Source organism: Bartonella sp. A05 (assembly GCF_026930145.1).
Taxonomy (GTDB): domain Bacteria; phylum Pseudomonadota; class Alphaproteobacteria; order Rhizobiales; family Rhizobiaceae; genus Bartonella.
On the sequence record NZ_JANHOJ010000003.1, the window covers coordinates 188,216 to 206,444 of the forward strand.

The window sequence follows — 18,229 nt, forward strand, 5'->3', positions numbered from 1 at the left end:
ATTGTGAACAAAAAGTTCATATTATAGATCAATTTTTCCTAATAACTCATTGTGATCTATTAAAAATCCGCTTTCAATCCATATTGTTTCCAATTCTTTAAGCTTTTGCCCTAAAAGTATTCCTTTAGGGAGACCTTTTTCCATCAATTCCTTTCCACTCACAGGAAAAACCGGAATCTGCCATCTTTGAGCAAACTGATAAAGCTTGGCATACTGCCCTGCTTTTTGCAAATCCTCTTCTTCATTTAAAGCGCCAGCACGTGCAGCGGCCAAAGACAAAGATAATTGATCTAAAATCGGCTGTCGACCGTGAAAATAAATCATTTTTTTCAAAAAGGCATCTGAACAGTCTTGGTTAATTATTTCCAATTCTGCCCATTCCTTTAACCGTATTTTTTCTTTATTCGATAAACGCAAACGACGAGCCATATTATGAAGACGTATGGGATCGGGAGGAAGAAGACTTTCTAACCGCAGTAACGGATCCGTTTTCCAACCAAGGTCGCGTTCTGTTTTCATAAGTGAATGGATGGCATCAATGCCCCATTTTTCTGTTTCAGGAAAAATAAAAGTCAAAATGCCGCTTTGGCGCATCCATAAAAGAGCGCGTGCTGGATCTGGGGCAGAAAGAAGTTTTTTCATTTCTCCCCAAATACGTTCAGGTGAAAGTTTTTGAAGCCCCTGTTTTAAACAAACACACGCTTTCAATCCTTGCACATCAGGACGTCCTTCCCCATACCAAGCATAAAACCGAAAAAAACGCAGAATACGCAAATAATCCTCACAAATACGCTTTTCAGCAACACCGATAAAACGAACCGTCCGACTTTCAATATCATTCAAACCACCCACTTCATCATACAGTTGCCCCGCTGCATCACAATAAAGTGCATTGATGGTAAAATCCCGTCGCTCAGCATCCTTTTTCCAATTGCGACTAAAAGCAACTTTTGCATGTCGGCCATTTGTTTCAATATCAGAACGAAGCGTTGTGACTTCATAAGAACATGACTCAACAACTACAGTCACTGTGCCAAAATCAACACCTGTAGGGATAGCTTTAAATCCTGCTTTTTCTACACGCTTTATCACTTGTTGTGGCAAACAGGTTGTAGCAATATCAATATCACTAATGGGCTTTCCCAAAAGCTGATTGCGCACTGCCCCACCAACAATACGCGCCTCTTGACCATCCAAAGACAAAATATGAAGAAGTTTTTGGATATGACTATTTTGTAACCAATCAACCTGTTTGAAATTATATGTTATGCTCACCCCACTAACCTTTCAAACAAACCCTTATGATCCCCCACACGAAAAGCTCTGTAACATAAAATCAATAACATAATATTTGTAACATATTTTTTGTAAGCTGCTTTTATAAGCCACAATCTCTCTTTCATGAAGTACATTCCATTATTTGTTTACAAATATATCAAAAAAAACAGCTTATCACGCTTCTTTTCTGTTCATTTTCTGTTACAAATTACAAAACATTCATTACCGTATAAGAAAATTATGATTTTGGACAAATGCCTTGAGGAAAAAATATGAGTCAAGATGATACTTTATCCCATTCCATAGAAAAGGCCAATATCAAGAGCGATGCCAAGTTAGTCGTTGACGATATCGATGAAGCACATAAAGAGTTGGATACGCTACAAAAAGCTATCGATAAAGTTATTTTTGGCCAAAACCATGTCATTGAATACACCTTAACAGCCATTCTGGCTGGGGGGCATGCTCTTCTCGTTGGCGTTCCGGGACTTGCTAAAACACGTCTTGTTGAAACATTAGGAACCGTATTAGGGCTTAATACAAAGCGCATCCAATTTACACCAGATTTAATGCCATCGGATATTATTGGCTCTGAAATTATGGACACGGATGAAAATGGGAAACGCTCTTTCCGGTATGTTCAAGGTCCTGTTTTTACCCAACTTCTCATGGCCGATGAAATCAATCGTGCTTCCCCTCGCACACAATCAGCTCTTTTGCAAGCTATGCAAGAGTATCATGTCACCGTTGCTGGCACACCTTATGATCTGCCACGACCTTTTCATGTATTAGCGACACAGAATCCTCTTGAACAGGAAGGAACTTATCCACTACCCGAAGCGCAACTTGATCGCTTTTTAATGCAAATTGATATTGATTATCCCGATCTAGCCACAGAGCGACGTATTATCTTAGAAACAACAAGAACAGAAAGCCAAATGGCAACACCAGTTTTATCGCCTCAAAAATTGCAAAAAATTCAGAAAATCATCCGTGAAATGCCCATTTCTGAAAGTGTTGTCGAGGCCATTTTGAAACTTGTCCGTTCAGCACGCCCTCATAATGACAATTCTCTAGCAAAAACTTATATTTCTTGGGGTCCAGGCCCTCGAGCATCACAAACACTCTCACTTTGTGCTCGCGCACGTGCCCTTTATCATGGGCGTTTAGCCCCCTCACTTGATGATGTTCAAACCTTGGCTCAACCTGTATTACAACACCGCATGGCACTCAATTTTTCTGCACGCGCTGAAAATATCACTGTAAAAGATATCATCGCTAATCTTGTGAAAGATGCCCTCTAATGGCCATTGGCAAAAAATTTTTTAAAAAATCCCCGCTCTCTCTTGCCGCAAAACTGCATAAAGAAGCAGCTGATATGCCCTATCTTCTTCTACAAGCACATCATATTGCCAATACACTTATAACTGGCAGACATAACTGGCAGAAATGCGGGAATGGGGAAAATTTTTGGCAATTTCGCCCTTATACCGAGGGAGAATCCCTTACACGCATTGACTGGCGACGCTCAGCACGTGATGAAAATATCTATCTACGCGAACACGAATGGGAAATGACGCAAACCGTTTGGCTTTGGCCAGATCAAAGCGCCTCAATGCATTATTGCTCGCGCTTTTCCAAAATCTCTAAAGGCAATCAGGCGATCATTCTTACCCTCGCATTAGCAACACTTCTTGCGCGAAGTGGGGAACGTATTGCCATTCCTCATTTAATGCCTCCCTCTACAGCATCCAATATAACGGAGCGTATAGCGCTAGCTTTAACAAATTATCAGGCTGAAAATTCCTTTCCAGATTTTTCAGCTATTACATGCTTTTCACAGGTTATCATAATAAGTGACTTTCTGGATCATCCTGAAAAGATCATGCAGCACCTAACAACTTTGGCCGCAAAACAAGTCACTGTACATTTAATTGAAGTTGCCGATCCTGCAGAAGAGCATTTCCCATACACTGGCTGCACAGAATTTTTTGATCCTGAAACGCAAGAAAAGCTTGTTTTGGGACAAGTAGAAAATCTCCGTGACCAGTATTGCAAGCTCTACCAAGAAAGGCGACAAAAATTGAAAAACTTTTGCTCACGTCAAGGTTGGATCTATTACGTTAGTATAACCGATCGCCCTTTAACAGAAATTATTTTGCAACTTGCCAACAAAATGGGCACCTTTTCATTTCACACAGGGAGGCCATTTTGAGTTTTGGTGCGCCTTTACTTTTGCTTGGACTTTTAGCTTTACCGATCATTTGGTTGTTATTGAGAATAACCCCTCCCACCCCTCGTCAAGAGCCTTTTCCCCCTTTACGTCTTCTACTTAAACAAACCAATCAACAGGAGGCTTCTCTCCATACACCCTGGTGGTTACTATTGTTACGGCTTACCATAGCAGCACTGATTATCATTGCTTTGGCTCGCCCGACTTGGGATCAAAAGCCGATTATACTCTCTGGATCTCAACCTCTTGCACTCATTATTGATAATGGATGGGCATCTGCTGAAGAATGGAAAAAACGCATTTCTGCTGCCCAATCCCTCCTTGCACAAGCAGAAAAACATCAAAAAAATATTTATCTGCTTGCAACAGCTGAAAACAATATTCAAAATCTTGATCTTTTACCTGTAGAAATTGCAAAACAACATCTCATGCATTTGCAACCGCGGCCTTGGCCTGTCAACCGTATACCCGCACTTCAAAAACTCCTTAAAAAGACTGAAGGCTCTCCTCTTGACATTGCCTACTTAAGCGATGGCTTGCACACAAATGATGATGATAAAGCTTTGACTCTCATTGAACAACTAAAGCCTAAAACGCTCCTATGGTATTCAGCTGATATTTCCAACCTAATAGGCATAACAGCCATAGAAAATCACAATGGCAACATGGCAGCACGTATCATCCGAGCAATAGATCATGGTGAAACCACGGTAAAACTCAACCTTTATGATTTAAACAATCAATTCCTTGGACATTTTACAACACATTTTCATGAAGGAGAAACAAAAGCTCTCGTTCCCTTTGACTTACCACTTGAATTACGCAATGATATCGCATGGATTAAAGTTGATAACCATAACCAAGCTGCTGCAACCTTCTTAGTTGATAAACGGAACAAAATAAATCGCGTTGCTCTTCTCTCACCCAGTATCAATGAAATGGTACAACCCTTACTTTCACCTCTTTATTACGTCATCAAAGCTTTACAAGGTCATGCACAGCTTACGATAATTGGAGGAGGAGAGCTTTCTGTTGATGTTGGTCACTTACTCAAACAAAATCCATCTGTTTTTATTATGGGTGACATTGTGAATATGTCAAAAGAAGCAGAAAAAAAGCTCTCTGATTTTGTGAATGAAGGTGGAACACTTATCCGCTTTGCTGGAGACAATTTAAGTTCTACAAAACATTATGATAGCTTATTTCCTGTTTCTTTGCGTCCTGGCGATCGCCTGCTGGGGAGTATTATGTCGTGGGCAAAACCACAAAAGCTCGCACCTTTTGCAAAAAATGGCTTGTTTTTTGATCTTCCATTTCCAGAAAATATCACTATCTCACGCCAAATTCTAGCCGAGCCTAGTTCAGATCTTTTTGAAAAAACATGGCTTAGTCTTGCTGATGGAACTCCTCTTATCACAGCTTCCAACCGCGGCAAAGGCACTCTCATTTTTATTCATATTGCACCCGACCCCGCTTGGTCAAATCTTCCATTGTCTGGATTTTTTGCACAAATGTTGCAAAAACTTATTACAATCAACGCATATGATAATGAAACTCAAACACAAATAACAGCAACGCAAACCCCTTGGCGCACATTAAGCGCTGATGGCCAATTGCAACCTTCTCCTCCTTATGTTGTTCCGCTCGTCATCGATGCGCAAACTCCTCTCCTTCCATCTTATCATACCCCACCTGGGTTTTATGGTCCTAAAAATAACCTTTATGCCTTCAATCTATTAAATCATTCATCCCGTTTAATGAAACAATCATCATTGCCTACTTCATTAAATGAGAATATTTTATCCTATGATACACAAAAAAAGCATTTCACTGGATCACTTTTAGGATTAGCCTGCTTGTTATTTGCTCTCGATAGTTTTTTAGTTTTATGGATGGGAAGGTCTTTTCTTCTTAATCGACGCAGCAATATGCTTCTTCTATTTCCCTTTATAATAGGCATCATAGCCTTGTTCTTATATATATCGACCGTTCATGCACAAACCACAGAACAGCAGGATGAAATCCTCGTGCAAGCAGCTGGCACCACCCATCTTGCTTATATTGTGACCGGAAACCATGAAATTGATGCAACGAGTAGAAGTGGACTAGAAGCGCTAAGTCAATTTATTGCTGAGCGTACCATGCTTTTACCTGGCTCTGTGATAGCACTTGACCTTGATAAGGATGAACTCGCTTTCTATCCTCTTATTTACTGGCCAATTGATGCTGACAGTCCCATGCCAACACAAAAAAACATTGAAAAAATAAATACCTTTATGCAACAAGGAGGCACAGTTTTATTTGATACCCGTGATCAGATAAGCGCTAATCTCAACCTCGAGGGAACCTCTACCCCCACTACACAAAGATTGCGTGCCATATTAAATGAATTAAATATTCCAGCTATTGAACCGGCATCAACCGATCATGTAATTTCTCGCTCCTTTTATATTATGCCCGATTTCCCCGGCTATTATCGTGGTTCACCTTTATGGGTTGAATCATCATCAATGAATAAAAAAAACAAAAATTCTATCGCTGCTGGTGATAATGTTAGTTCGCTTCTTATCACTGCCAATGATTTTGCCAGAGCTTGGGCGCTAGACGAAAAAGGTACCTGGAAATATCCGCTTGTTCCCAATGATCCTATGCAACGCTTGTGGGCATTTCGTGCAGGATTAAATATTGTCATCTATATGCTCACAGGAAACTATAAAGCCGATCAGGTTCATGTTCCCGCATTGTTGGAGCGTTTCAACAGAGAAAGAAGGCAATGATACAATCTCTTACTTTTCAGCCTCTTCTGCCTATTTCTTGGCTTCTGTTTTTAGCGGGATTATCTGCTCTCTTTATCATTATCGGCCTCATTATGCAACGTCGAGGGGCCTTCTTGCGTCTTATGATGTTAACTTCTCTCATCCTTGTTTTTCTTAATCCAATGATTACAAAAGAGCAAAGAGAACCCGTCAAAAGTACAGTGGGAATTGTCATTGACCGCAGTCAAAGCCAAAATTTTGGATCTCGTGCAGATGATAGTGACAAAGCACGCGCCCAATTAATTACTGAGCTGGCTCACTACCCACAATTTGAACTGCGCTTTATTGAATCTGGCAAACTTGATGAAAATCAATATGCACCATCAACGAATTTATTTCAGGCTCTAACACAAGCCATATCCGATGTACCGCAAGCTCGCTATGCAGGAACGATTTTAATTACCGATGGACAAGTGCATGATATTCCATCGTTATCAGGCCTTAACCATATTGCACCTATTAATGCTCTTATAACAGGCAATCCTAACGAATTTGATCGCCAAATCAAATTTATTGCTCCTCCACGCTTTGCCCTCATCAATAAACCGCAAACGCTTTCCATTTTGGTAGAAGATAAAGGCCATCCTCAAAAATCCATGCCAAAGCACGCAAACGTTACTGTAAGCATCAACGGCCAAGAAACCGGCCACTATTCTGTAACGCCTGGTGTTATTTTTCAAACTGAAATCACTATTCCCCACGCTGAAAAAAATATCATTCAGGTTGCAACCGATACACACGAAGGTGAGTTAAGCTTTGATAACAATCGCGCTATAACTGTGATTGAAGGAATCAGAGAAAACTTGCGTGTTCTGCTCATTTCAGGCGCGCCTTACAATGGTGAACGTACATGGCGTGATCTCTTAAAAAGTGATTCCAATATCGATCTTGTTCATTTTACGATTTTACGTTCCCCTGAAAAAGCAGACAACACACCTTCGAGCCAATTGTCTCTTGTCGTGTTTCCTACAACCAAATTATTTGTCGAAGAAATTAATAATTTTGATCTTGTTATTCTTGATGGCTACCAACATTCTACTATACTCCCATTGATCTATTATGATTATATTGCCCAATATGTGCAAAACGGTGGTGCGCTGTTAATGATAACAGGGCCAGAATTTACTAGAGAATATTCGCTTGCTAAAACCCCTTTGATAAGTGTCCTACCTGCATTACCGAATGGTGTTATTATTCAAAAGCCTTTTCGCCCTACTTTAACTAAAGAAGGTGAACGCCACCCTGTTACGCGAAATCTTGCAACACCCACTCATCCAGCTTCTCAATGGGGACGATGGTTACGGCAAATTGCTATTCAAGACACAGAGAAAAGCATTACCGTTATGAAAGGAGCAGATGAACTCCCCCTTTTGCTTCTTTCCCATATTGGTGGAGGCCGTGTAGGCATGTTACTTTCCGATGAAAGTTGGCTCTGGGCACGAGGTTTCGAAGGAGGAGGTCCTTATGCCTCTCTCTATCGTCGTATAGCCCATTGGCTTATGAAAGAACCCGAACTTGAAGCAGAAAAATTGAGCGCAATAAATGATCAGCAACGTTTAACGATTCGTCGACAAACGCTCAAAGACCATCCAGAACCAGTCGAAATTATTTCACCCTCTGGAAAAAAAGAAACTATCACCCTCACTAAAGAGCAAGAGGGTATATTCACCGGAGTTATAGATACCAATGAAACAGGAATCTTTACCATTAATAATGGTGACAAAACAGTGCTTTCTCCCGTAGGTATGCTTAATAGTCTTGAATTTTCTGACTTAATTTCAACAGAAGAAAAACTGACTCCCATCAGCAAACACACTGGCGGCCATGTTATGCGTTTACATAACGAGAAAAACGATGATATTCATCTTCCCCCTATCAAACTGATTCAATCGCAAACAAGACAAATACCTTCTCTTAATCCTTCCATCGTTTTGAAAGAAGCAACGGAAACACGATTGGTCAATGCCTTTCATTTTCCAATCTTTTCTGGATTTTTTGCACTCCTTACTTGTCTTATACTGCTCAGCACCATGTGGTATCGTGAAAGTCGTTAAAAATGAAAACTTTATAACTGCTTGAAACCAACTATATTCATGGACAGATGATATCAGCAACACGCGCAATAATGTGCTACCGTATGCTACTTTCAGTGATTGCACAGCTTACTATTGCCATAGCATCATTGAGGCAGTGTCCATTTATATTTTTAAACTCATAACGACATGATCATTGTTCACCGTTCGTAATGTCATAAGTTTGTCCGAACACTTTTATCATCAGGCTAAACAACAAAGAGCTGAATAAATAAGCGACTAATACACCAACTTTTATAAGAGCCACCCACAAAACCAATAATATAATTTTCAGAACTAGATATTGAGAAAGTTGGTGATCAATTACCTCTCCTTTCACGGAAAATAACCCACATATCATACCATCATGATCAATTATCTCAGTCCAATAACTTATTGTGTCATTGGTTGCAGGAAAAAGAGGTGAAGAGTGAAAAACAAACCAATATCCAAATAAAAAGTCCAAGCATTTTTATCTGAAAGATTTTTATTGTCATTGCTACTTGTTTATCTATCTTTGGAACAGCTTGCTTGTAACAAACTTCTTTAGAAGTAAAATATCAAAAAAATCTCTCTAACATTTTCCAACAGATTGTTTTTTATTTCACAACTTTCCATTGCCTTTAATCGTAGACGAGCTTGTCTTACTCTTCTTTTTTATTGCTTAAATTGTTTTCAACGCTATTCTAGAATTTATGTTTTATCTTGCCCATATATCTGATGTACATCTTTCACCTTTACCACAACCTTCCTTATCAGAACTTTGTGGAAAACGTCTTACCGGCTATTTGAATTGGAAAAAAAAACGTAAAAGCCAAATAACAACAGATGTTTTAGACACTTTAATGCATGCATTAAAAAAGAAAAATCCCGATCACCTTGTAATTTCTGGTGACCTCGTCAATCTTGCTTTAGATAAAGAATTTGAACAAGCACACAGCTGGTTATTAGCCCAAGGCCAGCCTCAAAATATTTCTTTAACGTTTGGGAATCATGATGCCTATGTGCGCGGAACATTCAAAAAGGCTTGCACCCTCTTCCAGCCCTGGATTAAAGGCGATCTTCCACATAGTAATATCCTTCCCTTTCCTTATATGCGCATTCGCGATAATGTGGCTATTATAGCTACCTCTTCGGCTATTGCTACACCACTATTTCAAGCTTCAGGCTATTTTAGCAATATGCAAGCTCAAACTTTGTCTCAACTTTTAAATGAAGCTGCAACACGTAAACTCTTCCGTGTTGTAATGATTCATCACCCTCCTTTGCATCACGCAACCTCTTGGCATAGAAAATTATGGGGTATAGACCGTTTTCTAGATGTCATCAAACATCATGGCTGCGAACTTGTCCTACACGGACATACCCACTTACCCACATTAGATATCATTGAAGGAAAAATGGGAGAAATCCCTATTGTTGGTGTTGCTTCTGCTTCACAAGCTTTTGGTGGCAAAAAGCCCCCTGCCAATTTCAATCTATTTGAGATTAAGTGCTTACAATATAAGTGGTACTGCCAATTACAGCGTTATAGTATTATCAATCACAATAATGAAATAGCATGTACTGAAACGATTGATCTTTAGCAGTAATATCTTTTGTCGCATACCCTTTAAGCAATAATACGATTAACAAAAGACGTGACTACCATCTTATAATTAATCATCACGTATTGAAAGTTTTTCTGATTTCTGCAACCAAGCATTGAATGAAGTAATCATAGCAATAAATACAATATGCGTTACTTTTTTGGATTCACTGCTACTTTTATAGAAAAATAAATTAAAAAAGCTTCTTACGTAAAAGGTATAGCTGTTGTACCGAGAGGCAATTTTGCTTCATCTTCTGGTTCTATATGAATAATAATGCGCGCATTATTAAATTCCTCTTCAAGAACACTTTCAATTTTATCGCAAATCTGATGAGCCACGACCACTTGCATTGCAGCTGGTACAACTAAATGAAACTCTATAAAAGTAACCCTCCCAGCAACACGCGTACGCAAATCATGCACCTCAATAGCACCCTGTGCATTTTCTGAAATAAGATCACGGATCCGAATAGTTTCGTCTAATTCAACTCCGACATCCATTAATCCTTGAATAGCACTGTTAATCACCTTCCATCCCTGAAAAAGGATACTAATAGCAACGATTATTGCTAAAATCTGATCTAAAATAGCCCATCCACTTACAGAAGCAGCAATCAATCCAATTAAAATTCCAAATGAGGTTAAAACATCTGTCATTAAATGTACGCCATCAGCCTTAAGAGCTGGCGAACGATGAATTTTCCCCTGCCGAATAAGAAGAAAACCCCACACATAATTTATCACACTCGCTGCAGAATGAATACCAAGCCATATTCCAGGTTGATACAACACTTCAGCGCTTGCAAAAGCGATCCATGCTTCTCTTAAAATCATCACTGCCGCAATAATGATAAGTACACCTTCAAGCACAGCAGAAAAATATTCTGCTTTATGATGTCCAAAAGGATGCTCTTTATCAGCAGGCTTCATACTCACTTTAACAGCCCACCATGCAGCTAATGCCGCCAACACATTGACAATGGATTCTAACGCATCAGAATAAAGCGCAACCGAACCCGTAATGTAATATGCCCAATATTTTAGAACAAAAACAATACAAGCTACTAAAATAGACCCTGCAGTTAATCTTTGTATCTTTATGTTTGTATCCATAACCACGCACCCTTCTTCTTTGTTCAATGAGCAATCACATCCTCAACCAAATACCTTCTGAGATTTTTTCTGACATTCCCCAATGTCACAATGGTTTTAAAACACATAAAACAACATGCAGATTTGATCATTCCTGTTTAGCAACAACTGCCCGATAAACCATGTTACAATAAATATAGCGATAAGTATAACAACACGGATACTGCTCATAAGAAAAAGCTCTTCTAAGGGTCCAAAATGCACTAACCCAACTTTCAGGAACTTCTTAAGTAGCCTAACATTAATTACACTTCAAAACTCACCGGTTTTTTATTTAAATAGGCGGCGTTTACGCATCAATTATCGCTTTTTTATAATATTATTCATCATGCTCATAAACATCAGTACATGCAATATAAAAAAACCACCTAACATTCTACAGTAACCTCACCCTTATACTGCATTAAAACATTGTGACCACTAAAACTACCTCATCTTCAATAATTATAAAAATGCTGAGATATTTACCATGCTTTTTATCCTCTAGCTGACACATCAGCAACAAACAAAATTATTTTCAAAAAAGGAAAAGCAAGAATTTTTTGTAAGGAGCTATCCACATAAAAAGAGTCTGGGCATTGGGGACCCAGACTCTTTTTCCTTCTAAAACAAAGGTATACAGGTTTAGGAAATAGCGGGGACCTAAATCCTGTACCCGAAACGAAAGCAATACATTATGCCGCATTCGGTATCTGTTCTTATATACCTATGGTTGTATAATGTCAACATTATTTCTACTTAAAATTTAAAAATAATAAAATTTTTTCATCTTCTCTCACTGCAAGATTGAATCTCATTATAATTTGCTACTTGGAAGACCTGTAATAACATGCTATAAGAAAGGATTTCGTGGAGCGGCATCATCAATTTATTGCTGAAGATAACAGCTACCGCATGCAAAAGGGGTTTTTTCTCTATCATTGGCTTAGTGCTGTTGCACACATTCTTGGAATTCTACTAATAAAAAAACACCACTAACGTGTCCTATTTTGGCTGTATCTAGTTAGAATCACTATTGGTATTGTCAACTTCTACATTCAACATAGAATGCTCCGTATCAATGAACGCAAAACTCGACTACCATTTAAGAGAATTTTTACAAAAGCTTCTAGACAAACCTTTTATTTTTATTTGATCGGTTCCCCTTATCAAGATGATGATAGATCCTCTTTCTCGCAATGTATCTACCTTTTGTTCATCGTCAAATTATCATTGATCAAATAGTATGAGATCTACTTTATCAAAAACCAATCAGAATTTCTGCTGCTGATCCAAAAATGCCTACACACAATATGCTTATATTGGCCTAGACACAAAGCACTATATCGGTAATATTATAACGGCTTTAGGTGATACTGATTTCCATCTTTATATGATATTTATATTCCCCTTTTCCCCCACCCCGCTATCTCAAAGAAGCAAAAGCAACAAAACACACCACACTTAATTTTAGGAAAGAAAAGTGCTAGGTTTTTGCTTCGATTCTATCAACTGCGATACGAATTAGAAACTAGCATCTTTCTATGGGTTTGAGCTTCTCAACCACCTCAATACTGTTACAACACTCAGTATTGCACTGAAACCAACACAAGCTCATATTCTAGCTATGAAATAACGTTCTAAATTTTTGTCAACTCAACGAAAAGCGATAATACGTTCAATTGTAAACACAACATCCTTTTTAGCTTATATATTTTATTTACATACAACAGTTGTTTTTGTCTTAGGAACAAGGAGATGTTTTTGGGAGAGAAGTAGTTTTCGTTTCCAAATCACACAGAATCTGCTTCAATATAGCTTCAGTCTCAGCGGTACGTTCTGAACGTGTAATAAACCCACCTCCAAGCACACGCGCCTCATCACTATCTTCATCATAAATCACACAAGCTTGGCCAGGCGCTACACCGCTTTCACTACTCAACAAATCAACAAAAAACTCTCCCTCTTTATAATGCAAACGAGCTGGACGCGGTGGACGCGTTGAACGCACCTTTACTGCCACCTCAACACCATTAGCAGGAAAATTGTCTAACGACTCATCACCAAGCCAATTCATATCACGCAAAAAAAGTTTATGTGTTTCTAGCATCTCACGCGGACCAACAATAACACGCGCATTTTTTACGTCGAGATAAATCACATAAAGTGCTTCACCGGTAGCAACACCAATACCACGGCGTTGACCGACAGTATAATTGACAATTCCCGAATGCTGTCCCAAAATCTTTCCATCAACATGCACGATCATTCCAGGATTAGCAGCTTCTGGATGTAATTTTGTAATAACATCAGAATATTTTCCCTGTGGAACAAAACAAATATCCTGACTGTCATGTTTATTGGCAACAACAAAGCCCATTTCTGCTGCTATTTCACGAACACGCGCTTTCGGAAGATCGCCAAGTGGAAAACGCAAATAATCAATTTGCTCTTGTGTTGTTGCAAAAAGAAAATAACTTTGGTCACGATCGGCATCAAGAGGGCGAAACAATGCCCGATGCGCACCATGAAAACGGCTGCGAATATAATGGCCTGTCGCCAAAGCATCTGCACTTAATTCACGCGCAGTTGCTAATAAATCAGAAAATTTAACAGTCTGATTACAAGCCACACATGGTACAGGTGTTTCTCCATGTGCGTAGCTTTCTGCAAAAGGATCAATTACGGACTCACGAAACCGCCTCTCATAATCAAGAACATAATGCGGTATTCCCAATGTCTCAGCGACACGACGCGCATCTTCAATATCCTGTCCCGCACAACATGATCCCACACGATGCGTTGCAGCACCATGATCATAAAGCTGTAACGTAATCCCAATTACATCATAACCTTCTTTTTTTAAGAGTCCTGCGACAACTGATGAATCAACGCCGCCAGACATTGCAACAACAATACGCGAGTTTTCAGGCTTTCCTGGTAAATCAAGGCTATTCAAAAACATACATCTACTTTCTACTCAACTATGTACTCTTGGTCAAAGCTCTCATATGCGTACTCCAGCGCTTTTTTTATATTGTTTTTTTATCATTTCAACAACTAGGAGCATCAGATTTTTAAAGAATCAGTTCGAAAAGAAGATGCTGAATACAAATAAAATAATATTTCTTTCTTATCAAATATTCACCAAAAATATCATAACATACTGTTTGATTTGTTTTTTATTATTTTATGTGTATTTTAACCTGTCCGATTAACTTTTTTTTCAACGAGATTAGCTCTTTTTTAAAGTTCATATTTTATACGCAAACTAAATTCTTGAATAAAAGTAGAGAATACAATGACTGATTTGATAAAAACAAAAATGAAATATGTTATCGGGCCGAACGGCAGTCCACTCACCGTTGCAGACCTACCGCCAACAACAACAAGGCGTTGGGTTATCCGTCGTAAAGCGGAAGTTGTTGCAGCTGTTAGAGGTGGATTGTTAAGTCTTGATGAGGCATGTCAACGATATACTTTAACCGTAGAAGAATTTCTTTCATGGCAGAATTCGATCGATGAACATGGCTTATCTGGATTACGAACAACCAGAATCCAACGCTATAGGCATTAATCGCTATTGATGATGGTGATTATCGGATTCAAAATATTACGAAACAACCGAACTTGACTATAAGCCCAGATCGTTTCTTCTTTGCAAAGTATAAACTTTAAATGATTTATATGAAATCTACAGATTCCATTATTTCATTTTATCTAGCGGGATTGAACAAAAATACGATTATCACCCACTGCTGCTTTTCCTTCCCGCTTTTCCAATGTTTGTGTACATTTGAGTTCTACTTCTGCTTCACGCAAAGCAATCTCAACATTTGTTTTTTGAAGCTGTAAATCATGAATTGAAGCTATGAGATTATCGCGCCTTTGCCGCGTTGCACGAGCAAAAGCTGAATAAGCAAAATGATGAATGTTATTGTTTCCAGATTTGCGTTCTTCATTAATAATTTGCGCTTCTAGTTCTAAGACTCTTCTCTCAAATTCTGTAATCATCATTTCAAGCTGTGCGATTTCACGATGTCTCTCACGAACTTGAAACATTTTTAACCGCACCATACTCTCTTGTGATTTCATGATCATTACTCCTTAATTGCGTCAACAAAAAACGCATACTCGAGTTAATATACGCACTCTCAGTGCTATTTCCCCAGTGAAAAGCAGACCATTCCTTTTTAATTAAAATACAACTTGCGTGGATCTTCTTTAAAACATCTACAAACACAACTCGATTTAAAGAGTACTTGCTATTTTTTCACTTTATCTTTTCCACATAAAATAAAGAAACTTAAAGCTCAGTAAATAAACACTGAATTTTAGACAAAAAAGTCTTATAAAATAATTAATTATTAGATTTGTTAAAATTTGATTATCAAATTGATTAAACATTTACAATGAGCAAAATATGCAACACATTCTGCATAAATCCAAGAAAATGTAAGATTTATCTAAAATAATTTCATTAACCTCTTCCAAAAAGGAAAAGTTTTTGTTAACCATTATTGTTGAAGTGGGGAAATATAGCAGTGACCGTTGCGCGTACTGCTAAATTATTCGTAAACACTTTTGAATAGCAAGTGTTTGTTTTATAAAATCATTTTTTTGTCAACTGGGGGTTTTCCAGCTGCTGTAAAAGAATAGCTCCATTTGATTTGGGAGGAGCATGATGAGGGACTTAAGATGCGCGTATTATTAATTGAAGATGATAAAACAACCACTAAAAGCATCGAGTTGATGCTAAAATCAGAAAATTTTAATGTCTATATTACTGATCTAGGTGAAGAAGGAATCGATTTAGGTAAACTTTATGATTATGATATCATTTTACTGGATTTAAATTTACCTGATATGTCAGGCTACGACGTTTTACGAACCTTACGATTGGCCAAAATAAAGACTCCTATTCTTATCCTTTCAGGCATGAGAGGCATTGAAGATAAAGTTCGTGGTTTTGGCTTTGGCGCTGATGATTATATGACAAAGCCATTCCATAAGGATGAATTGATTGCACGTATTTTTGCTGTCGTGCGTCGTTCCAAAGGTCATGCGCAATCAATGATTATCACGGGTGATCTTATTGTCAATCTTGACACGAAAACAGTTGAAGTTGCAGGCAAGCCTGTCCATTTGACGGGTAAAGAGTACCAAATGCTAGAACTTCTATCCTTACGTAAAGGTACAACACTCACCAAAGAAATGTTTCTTAATCACCTCTATGGAGGAATGGATGAACCAGAACTTAAAATTATTGACGTCTTTATCTGCAAATTGCGAAAAAAACTAGACGCTGTATCTTCTGGTGTAAACTATATAGAAACAGTTTGGGGACGTGGTTATGTGTTACGTGATCCTGCTGAAGCTAACATACGTAAAACCGCGTAAGCAATATTGCAAAACCCGAGATATGACGTAACTAAATTTTTGTTTTGTTAAAATACAAATTCTCATACAAAAGAAATCTTTTGTATGAGGAGTTTTTCTACGTTAAAAAATACAAAAACAACTGCCTACGGTAAAAATTCAAGGTGTATTTCTGTTTAAGGCACCTTTTTTCAAGTTTTTATTTAAGTTCTCTTTTTTCTATACAGCTTAAGAAGTTTATTCTATTCTCGGTCTTTTTATGCTTTCTAAAATAATATAATCATCAGTTTCATGGATACTGATTTTCATAGCTGTTATCTCAGAGAGTAACACTGTATAGTAAAATTGGATTATGTGAGCATCAATGAGTTCTTCCGGAATTTTCCCGCTATATAACTCAATAAAACGAGGTGGAACACGCAATCCTTGACCGCTAATCTTGAATTGGAAAGAGCTTTTATCGATATCTTGGAAAATTATCAAAGCTACTTCTCCACCACGAGAAGCAGTCGTATTTGCAATCAATAACAAATTAAGCAACAATTTCACTTCATCTTTTGCTAAAAGCAAAGAAGGAGCATGCCATTTCAAAGTTGCTTTTTCTTCCGCCATATATTGTTGAGCAACCTTCTCGGCAAAACAAGTATCTATTTTCCCTCCTGTTGTGCCTGAATAACCAAAAGCCAATCGCGCAAATTGTAGGCGTGCAGAAGCATTCGCAACAGACGAACGCACTAATTGCAAAGCATCTTCATCAACCCCTCCTTCATCATAAAGCTCCATCGCGTTTTGAATGGCACCAATAGGTGAAATCAAATCATGACAAATACGGCTACAAAGCAAAGCAGCAAGATCTATAGGATTCAAAGAAACAGCTAATGTCATAATTATTGATCACTCCTCAGCGTTAAAGATAAGATTTATTCCAAGCGAGCATTTTTAATACACAAGCATGTACGAAAATTTAACAATCGCGCAAAAACCTTCTTTTTAGGCAAAAATATAAAGATTTAAATAATTATTATACCTTATTATCTTATTTTAAATGCCTTATTTTCTATTTTCATTGGAGAACGACCTTATCCCTATCATTTATAATTAACAAAGGAGAAAAATCCCATGCCAAGCTCTCTCCTATCACGCTGGTACACCAATATCATACTCTTAATATCCATTTTATTCATAACTATAAATGCTGCAAACGCTCAACCCAAACCAGTAGAACAAAACAATCAACGTTACTCTCTACGAGAAATTATCGATTCTGGTCATCATTTTTTTGGTAAAACAACAGGCAGTATAGCGACCGCAATTGAAAATATCTTTTCGAAATATGGTCACCCAAACGCTTATATTTTAGGAGAAGAAGCCTCTGGTGCTTTTTTTGCTGGATTAACCTACGGCGAAGGACAGGTTTTTACAAAGCATTTTGGTCAGCACAAGATTTTTTGGCAAGGACCGTCTGTAGGGTGGGACTTTGGTGGTCAAGGTTCTCGTTTGATGATCCTAGTTTACGATCTCAGTAAAATAAATAATTTATGGGGACGCTATGGTGGTATTTCAGGTTCAGCCTATTTAGTCGCAGGTATTGGTTTTCACGTCCTCAAACGCGATAATGTTTTGTTGGTTCCAATACGGACAGGAGTTGGTGCGCGTCTTGGTCTTAATATAGGATATTTAAAATTAACACCAATGCCAACATGGAACCCCTTCTAAATAGTCCTCATTA

General features: G+C 38.2%; 13 protein-coding genes. 8 read left to right on the forward strand and 5 right to left on the reverse strand.

Going from position 1 to position 18,229, the window contains the following annotated elements; translation table 11 throughout:
* Positions 1-21 precede the first annotated feature (21 nt).
* Positions 22-1,275: a CCA tRNA nucleotidyltransferase gene (locus NPX98_RS04440; RefSeq protein WP_269022890.1), complete on the reverse strand. Its 1,254-nt coding sequence runs from the start codon at positions 1,273-1,275 to the stop codon at positions 22-24.
* A 275-nt stretch (positions 1,276-1,550) separates the two neighbouring features.
* Here NPX98_RS04440 and NPX98_RS04445 point away from each other — a divergent pair, with 275 nt between their 5' ends.
* The 5 genes from NPX98_RS04445 (at position 1,551) to NPX98_RS04465 (ending at position 9,985) form a co-directional block, all read left to right on the forward strand.
* Entirely contained in the window at positions 1,551-2,582 is a 1,032-nt protein-coding gene (locus NPX98_RS04445) for an AAA family ATPase (protein WP_269022892.1), read from the forward strand.
* Positions 2,582-3,493, forward strand: a complete 912-nt coding sequence (locus NPX98_RS04450) for a DUF58 domain-containing protein (RefSeq protein WP_269022894.1) — start codon at positions 2,582-2,584, stop codon at positions 3,491-3,493. Before NPX98_RS04445 ends, NPX98_RS04450 begins: the two co-directional genes overlap by 1 nt.
* Complete coding sequence (locus NPX98_RS04455) at positions 3,490-6,288, forward strand: DUF4159 domain-containing protein (protein ID WP_269022896.1); 2,799 nt, start codon at positions 3,490-3,492, stop codon at positions 6,286-6,288. The genes NPX98_RS04450 and NPX98_RS04455 overlap by 4 nt, the downstream gene beginning before the upstream one ends.
* Positions 6,285-8,381: a hypothetical protein gene (locus NPX98_RS04460; protein WP_269022898.1), complete on the forward strand. Its 2,097-nt coding sequence runs from the start codon at positions 6,285-6,287 to the stop codon at positions 8,379-8,381. Before NPX98_RS04455 ends, NPX98_RS04460 begins: the two co-directional genes overlap by 4 nt.
* 701 nt (positions 8,382-9,082) lie before the next feature.
* Entirely contained in the window at positions 9,083-9,985 is a 903-nt protein-coding gene (locus NPX98_RS04465; RefSeq protein ID WP_269022980.1) for a metallophosphoesterase family protein, read from the forward strand.
* Positions 9,986-10,194: 209 nt separating this feature from the next.
* Here the strand turns inward: NPX98_RS04465 and NPX98_RS04470 are convergent, their stop codons facing one another.
* Both NPX98_RS04470 and mnmA read right to left on the reverse strand, forming a co-directional pair.
* Positions 10,195-11,103 carry a cation diffusion facilitator family transporter gene (locus tag NPX98_RS04470; RefSeq protein ID WP_269022900.1) on the reverse strand — a complete coding sequence of 303 codons (909 nt, stop codon included), beginning with the start codon at positions 11,101-11,103 and terminating at the stop codon, positions 10,195-10,197.
* Between the two features lie 1,762 nt (positions 11,104-12,865).
* Positions 12,866-14,086 carry a tRNA 2-thiouridine(34) synthase MnmA gene (gene mnmA, locus NPX98_RS04475; RefSeq protein ID WP_269022902.1) on the reverse strand — a complete coding sequence of 407 codons (1,221 nt, stop codon included), beginning with the start codon at positions 14,084-14,086 and terminating at the stop codon, positions 12,866-12,868.
* A 336-nt stretch (positions 14,087-14,422) separates the two neighbouring features.
* Here mnmA and sciP point away from each other — a divergent pair, with 336 nt between their 5' ends.
* Complete coding sequence (gene sciP / locus NPX98_RS04480; RefSeq protein WP_269022903.1) at positions 14,423-14,698, forward strand: CtrA inhibitor SciP; 276 nt, start codon at positions 14,423-14,425, stop codon at positions 14,696-14,698.
* 143 nt (positions 14,699-14,841) lie between these two features.
* On the opposite strand, the gene NPX98_RS04485 is transcribed toward sciP, so the two are convergent.
* Complete coding sequence (locus tag NPX98_RS04485) at positions 14,842-15,216, reverse strand: flagellar export protein FliJ (protein ID WP_269022905.1); 375 nt, start codon at positions 15,214-15,216, stop codon at positions 14,842-14,844.
* Positions 15,217-15,819: 603 nt separating this feature from the next.
* Between NPX98_RS04485 and ctrA the strand changes: the two genes are divergently transcribed.
* Positions 15,820-16,521 carry a response regulator transcription factor CtrA gene (gene ctrA, locus NPX98_RS04490; protein WP_269022907.1) on the forward strand — a complete coding sequence of 234 codons (702 nt, stop codon included), beginning with the start codon at positions 15,820-15,822 and terminating at the stop codon, positions 16,519-16,521.
* A 216-nt stretch (positions 16,522-16,737) separates the two neighbouring features.
* Here ctrA and chpT read toward each other — a convergent pair whose 3' ends face one another.
* Complete coding sequence (chpT, locus tag NPX98_RS04495; protein WP_269022909.1) at positions 16,738-17,385, reverse strand: histidine phosphotransferase ChpT; 648 nt, start codon at positions 17,383-17,385, stop codon at positions 16,738-16,740.
* A gap of 234 nt (positions 17,386-17,619) precedes the next feature.
* On the opposite strand from chpT, the gene NPX98_RS04500 reads away from it, so the two are divergent.
* Complete coding sequence (locus tag NPX98_RS04500; RefSeq protein WP_269022911.1) at positions 17,620-18,216, forward strand: DUF1134 domain-containing protein; 597 nt, start codon at positions 17,620-17,622, stop codon at positions 18,214-18,216.
* Positions 18,217-18,229: the final 13 nt, after the last annotated feature.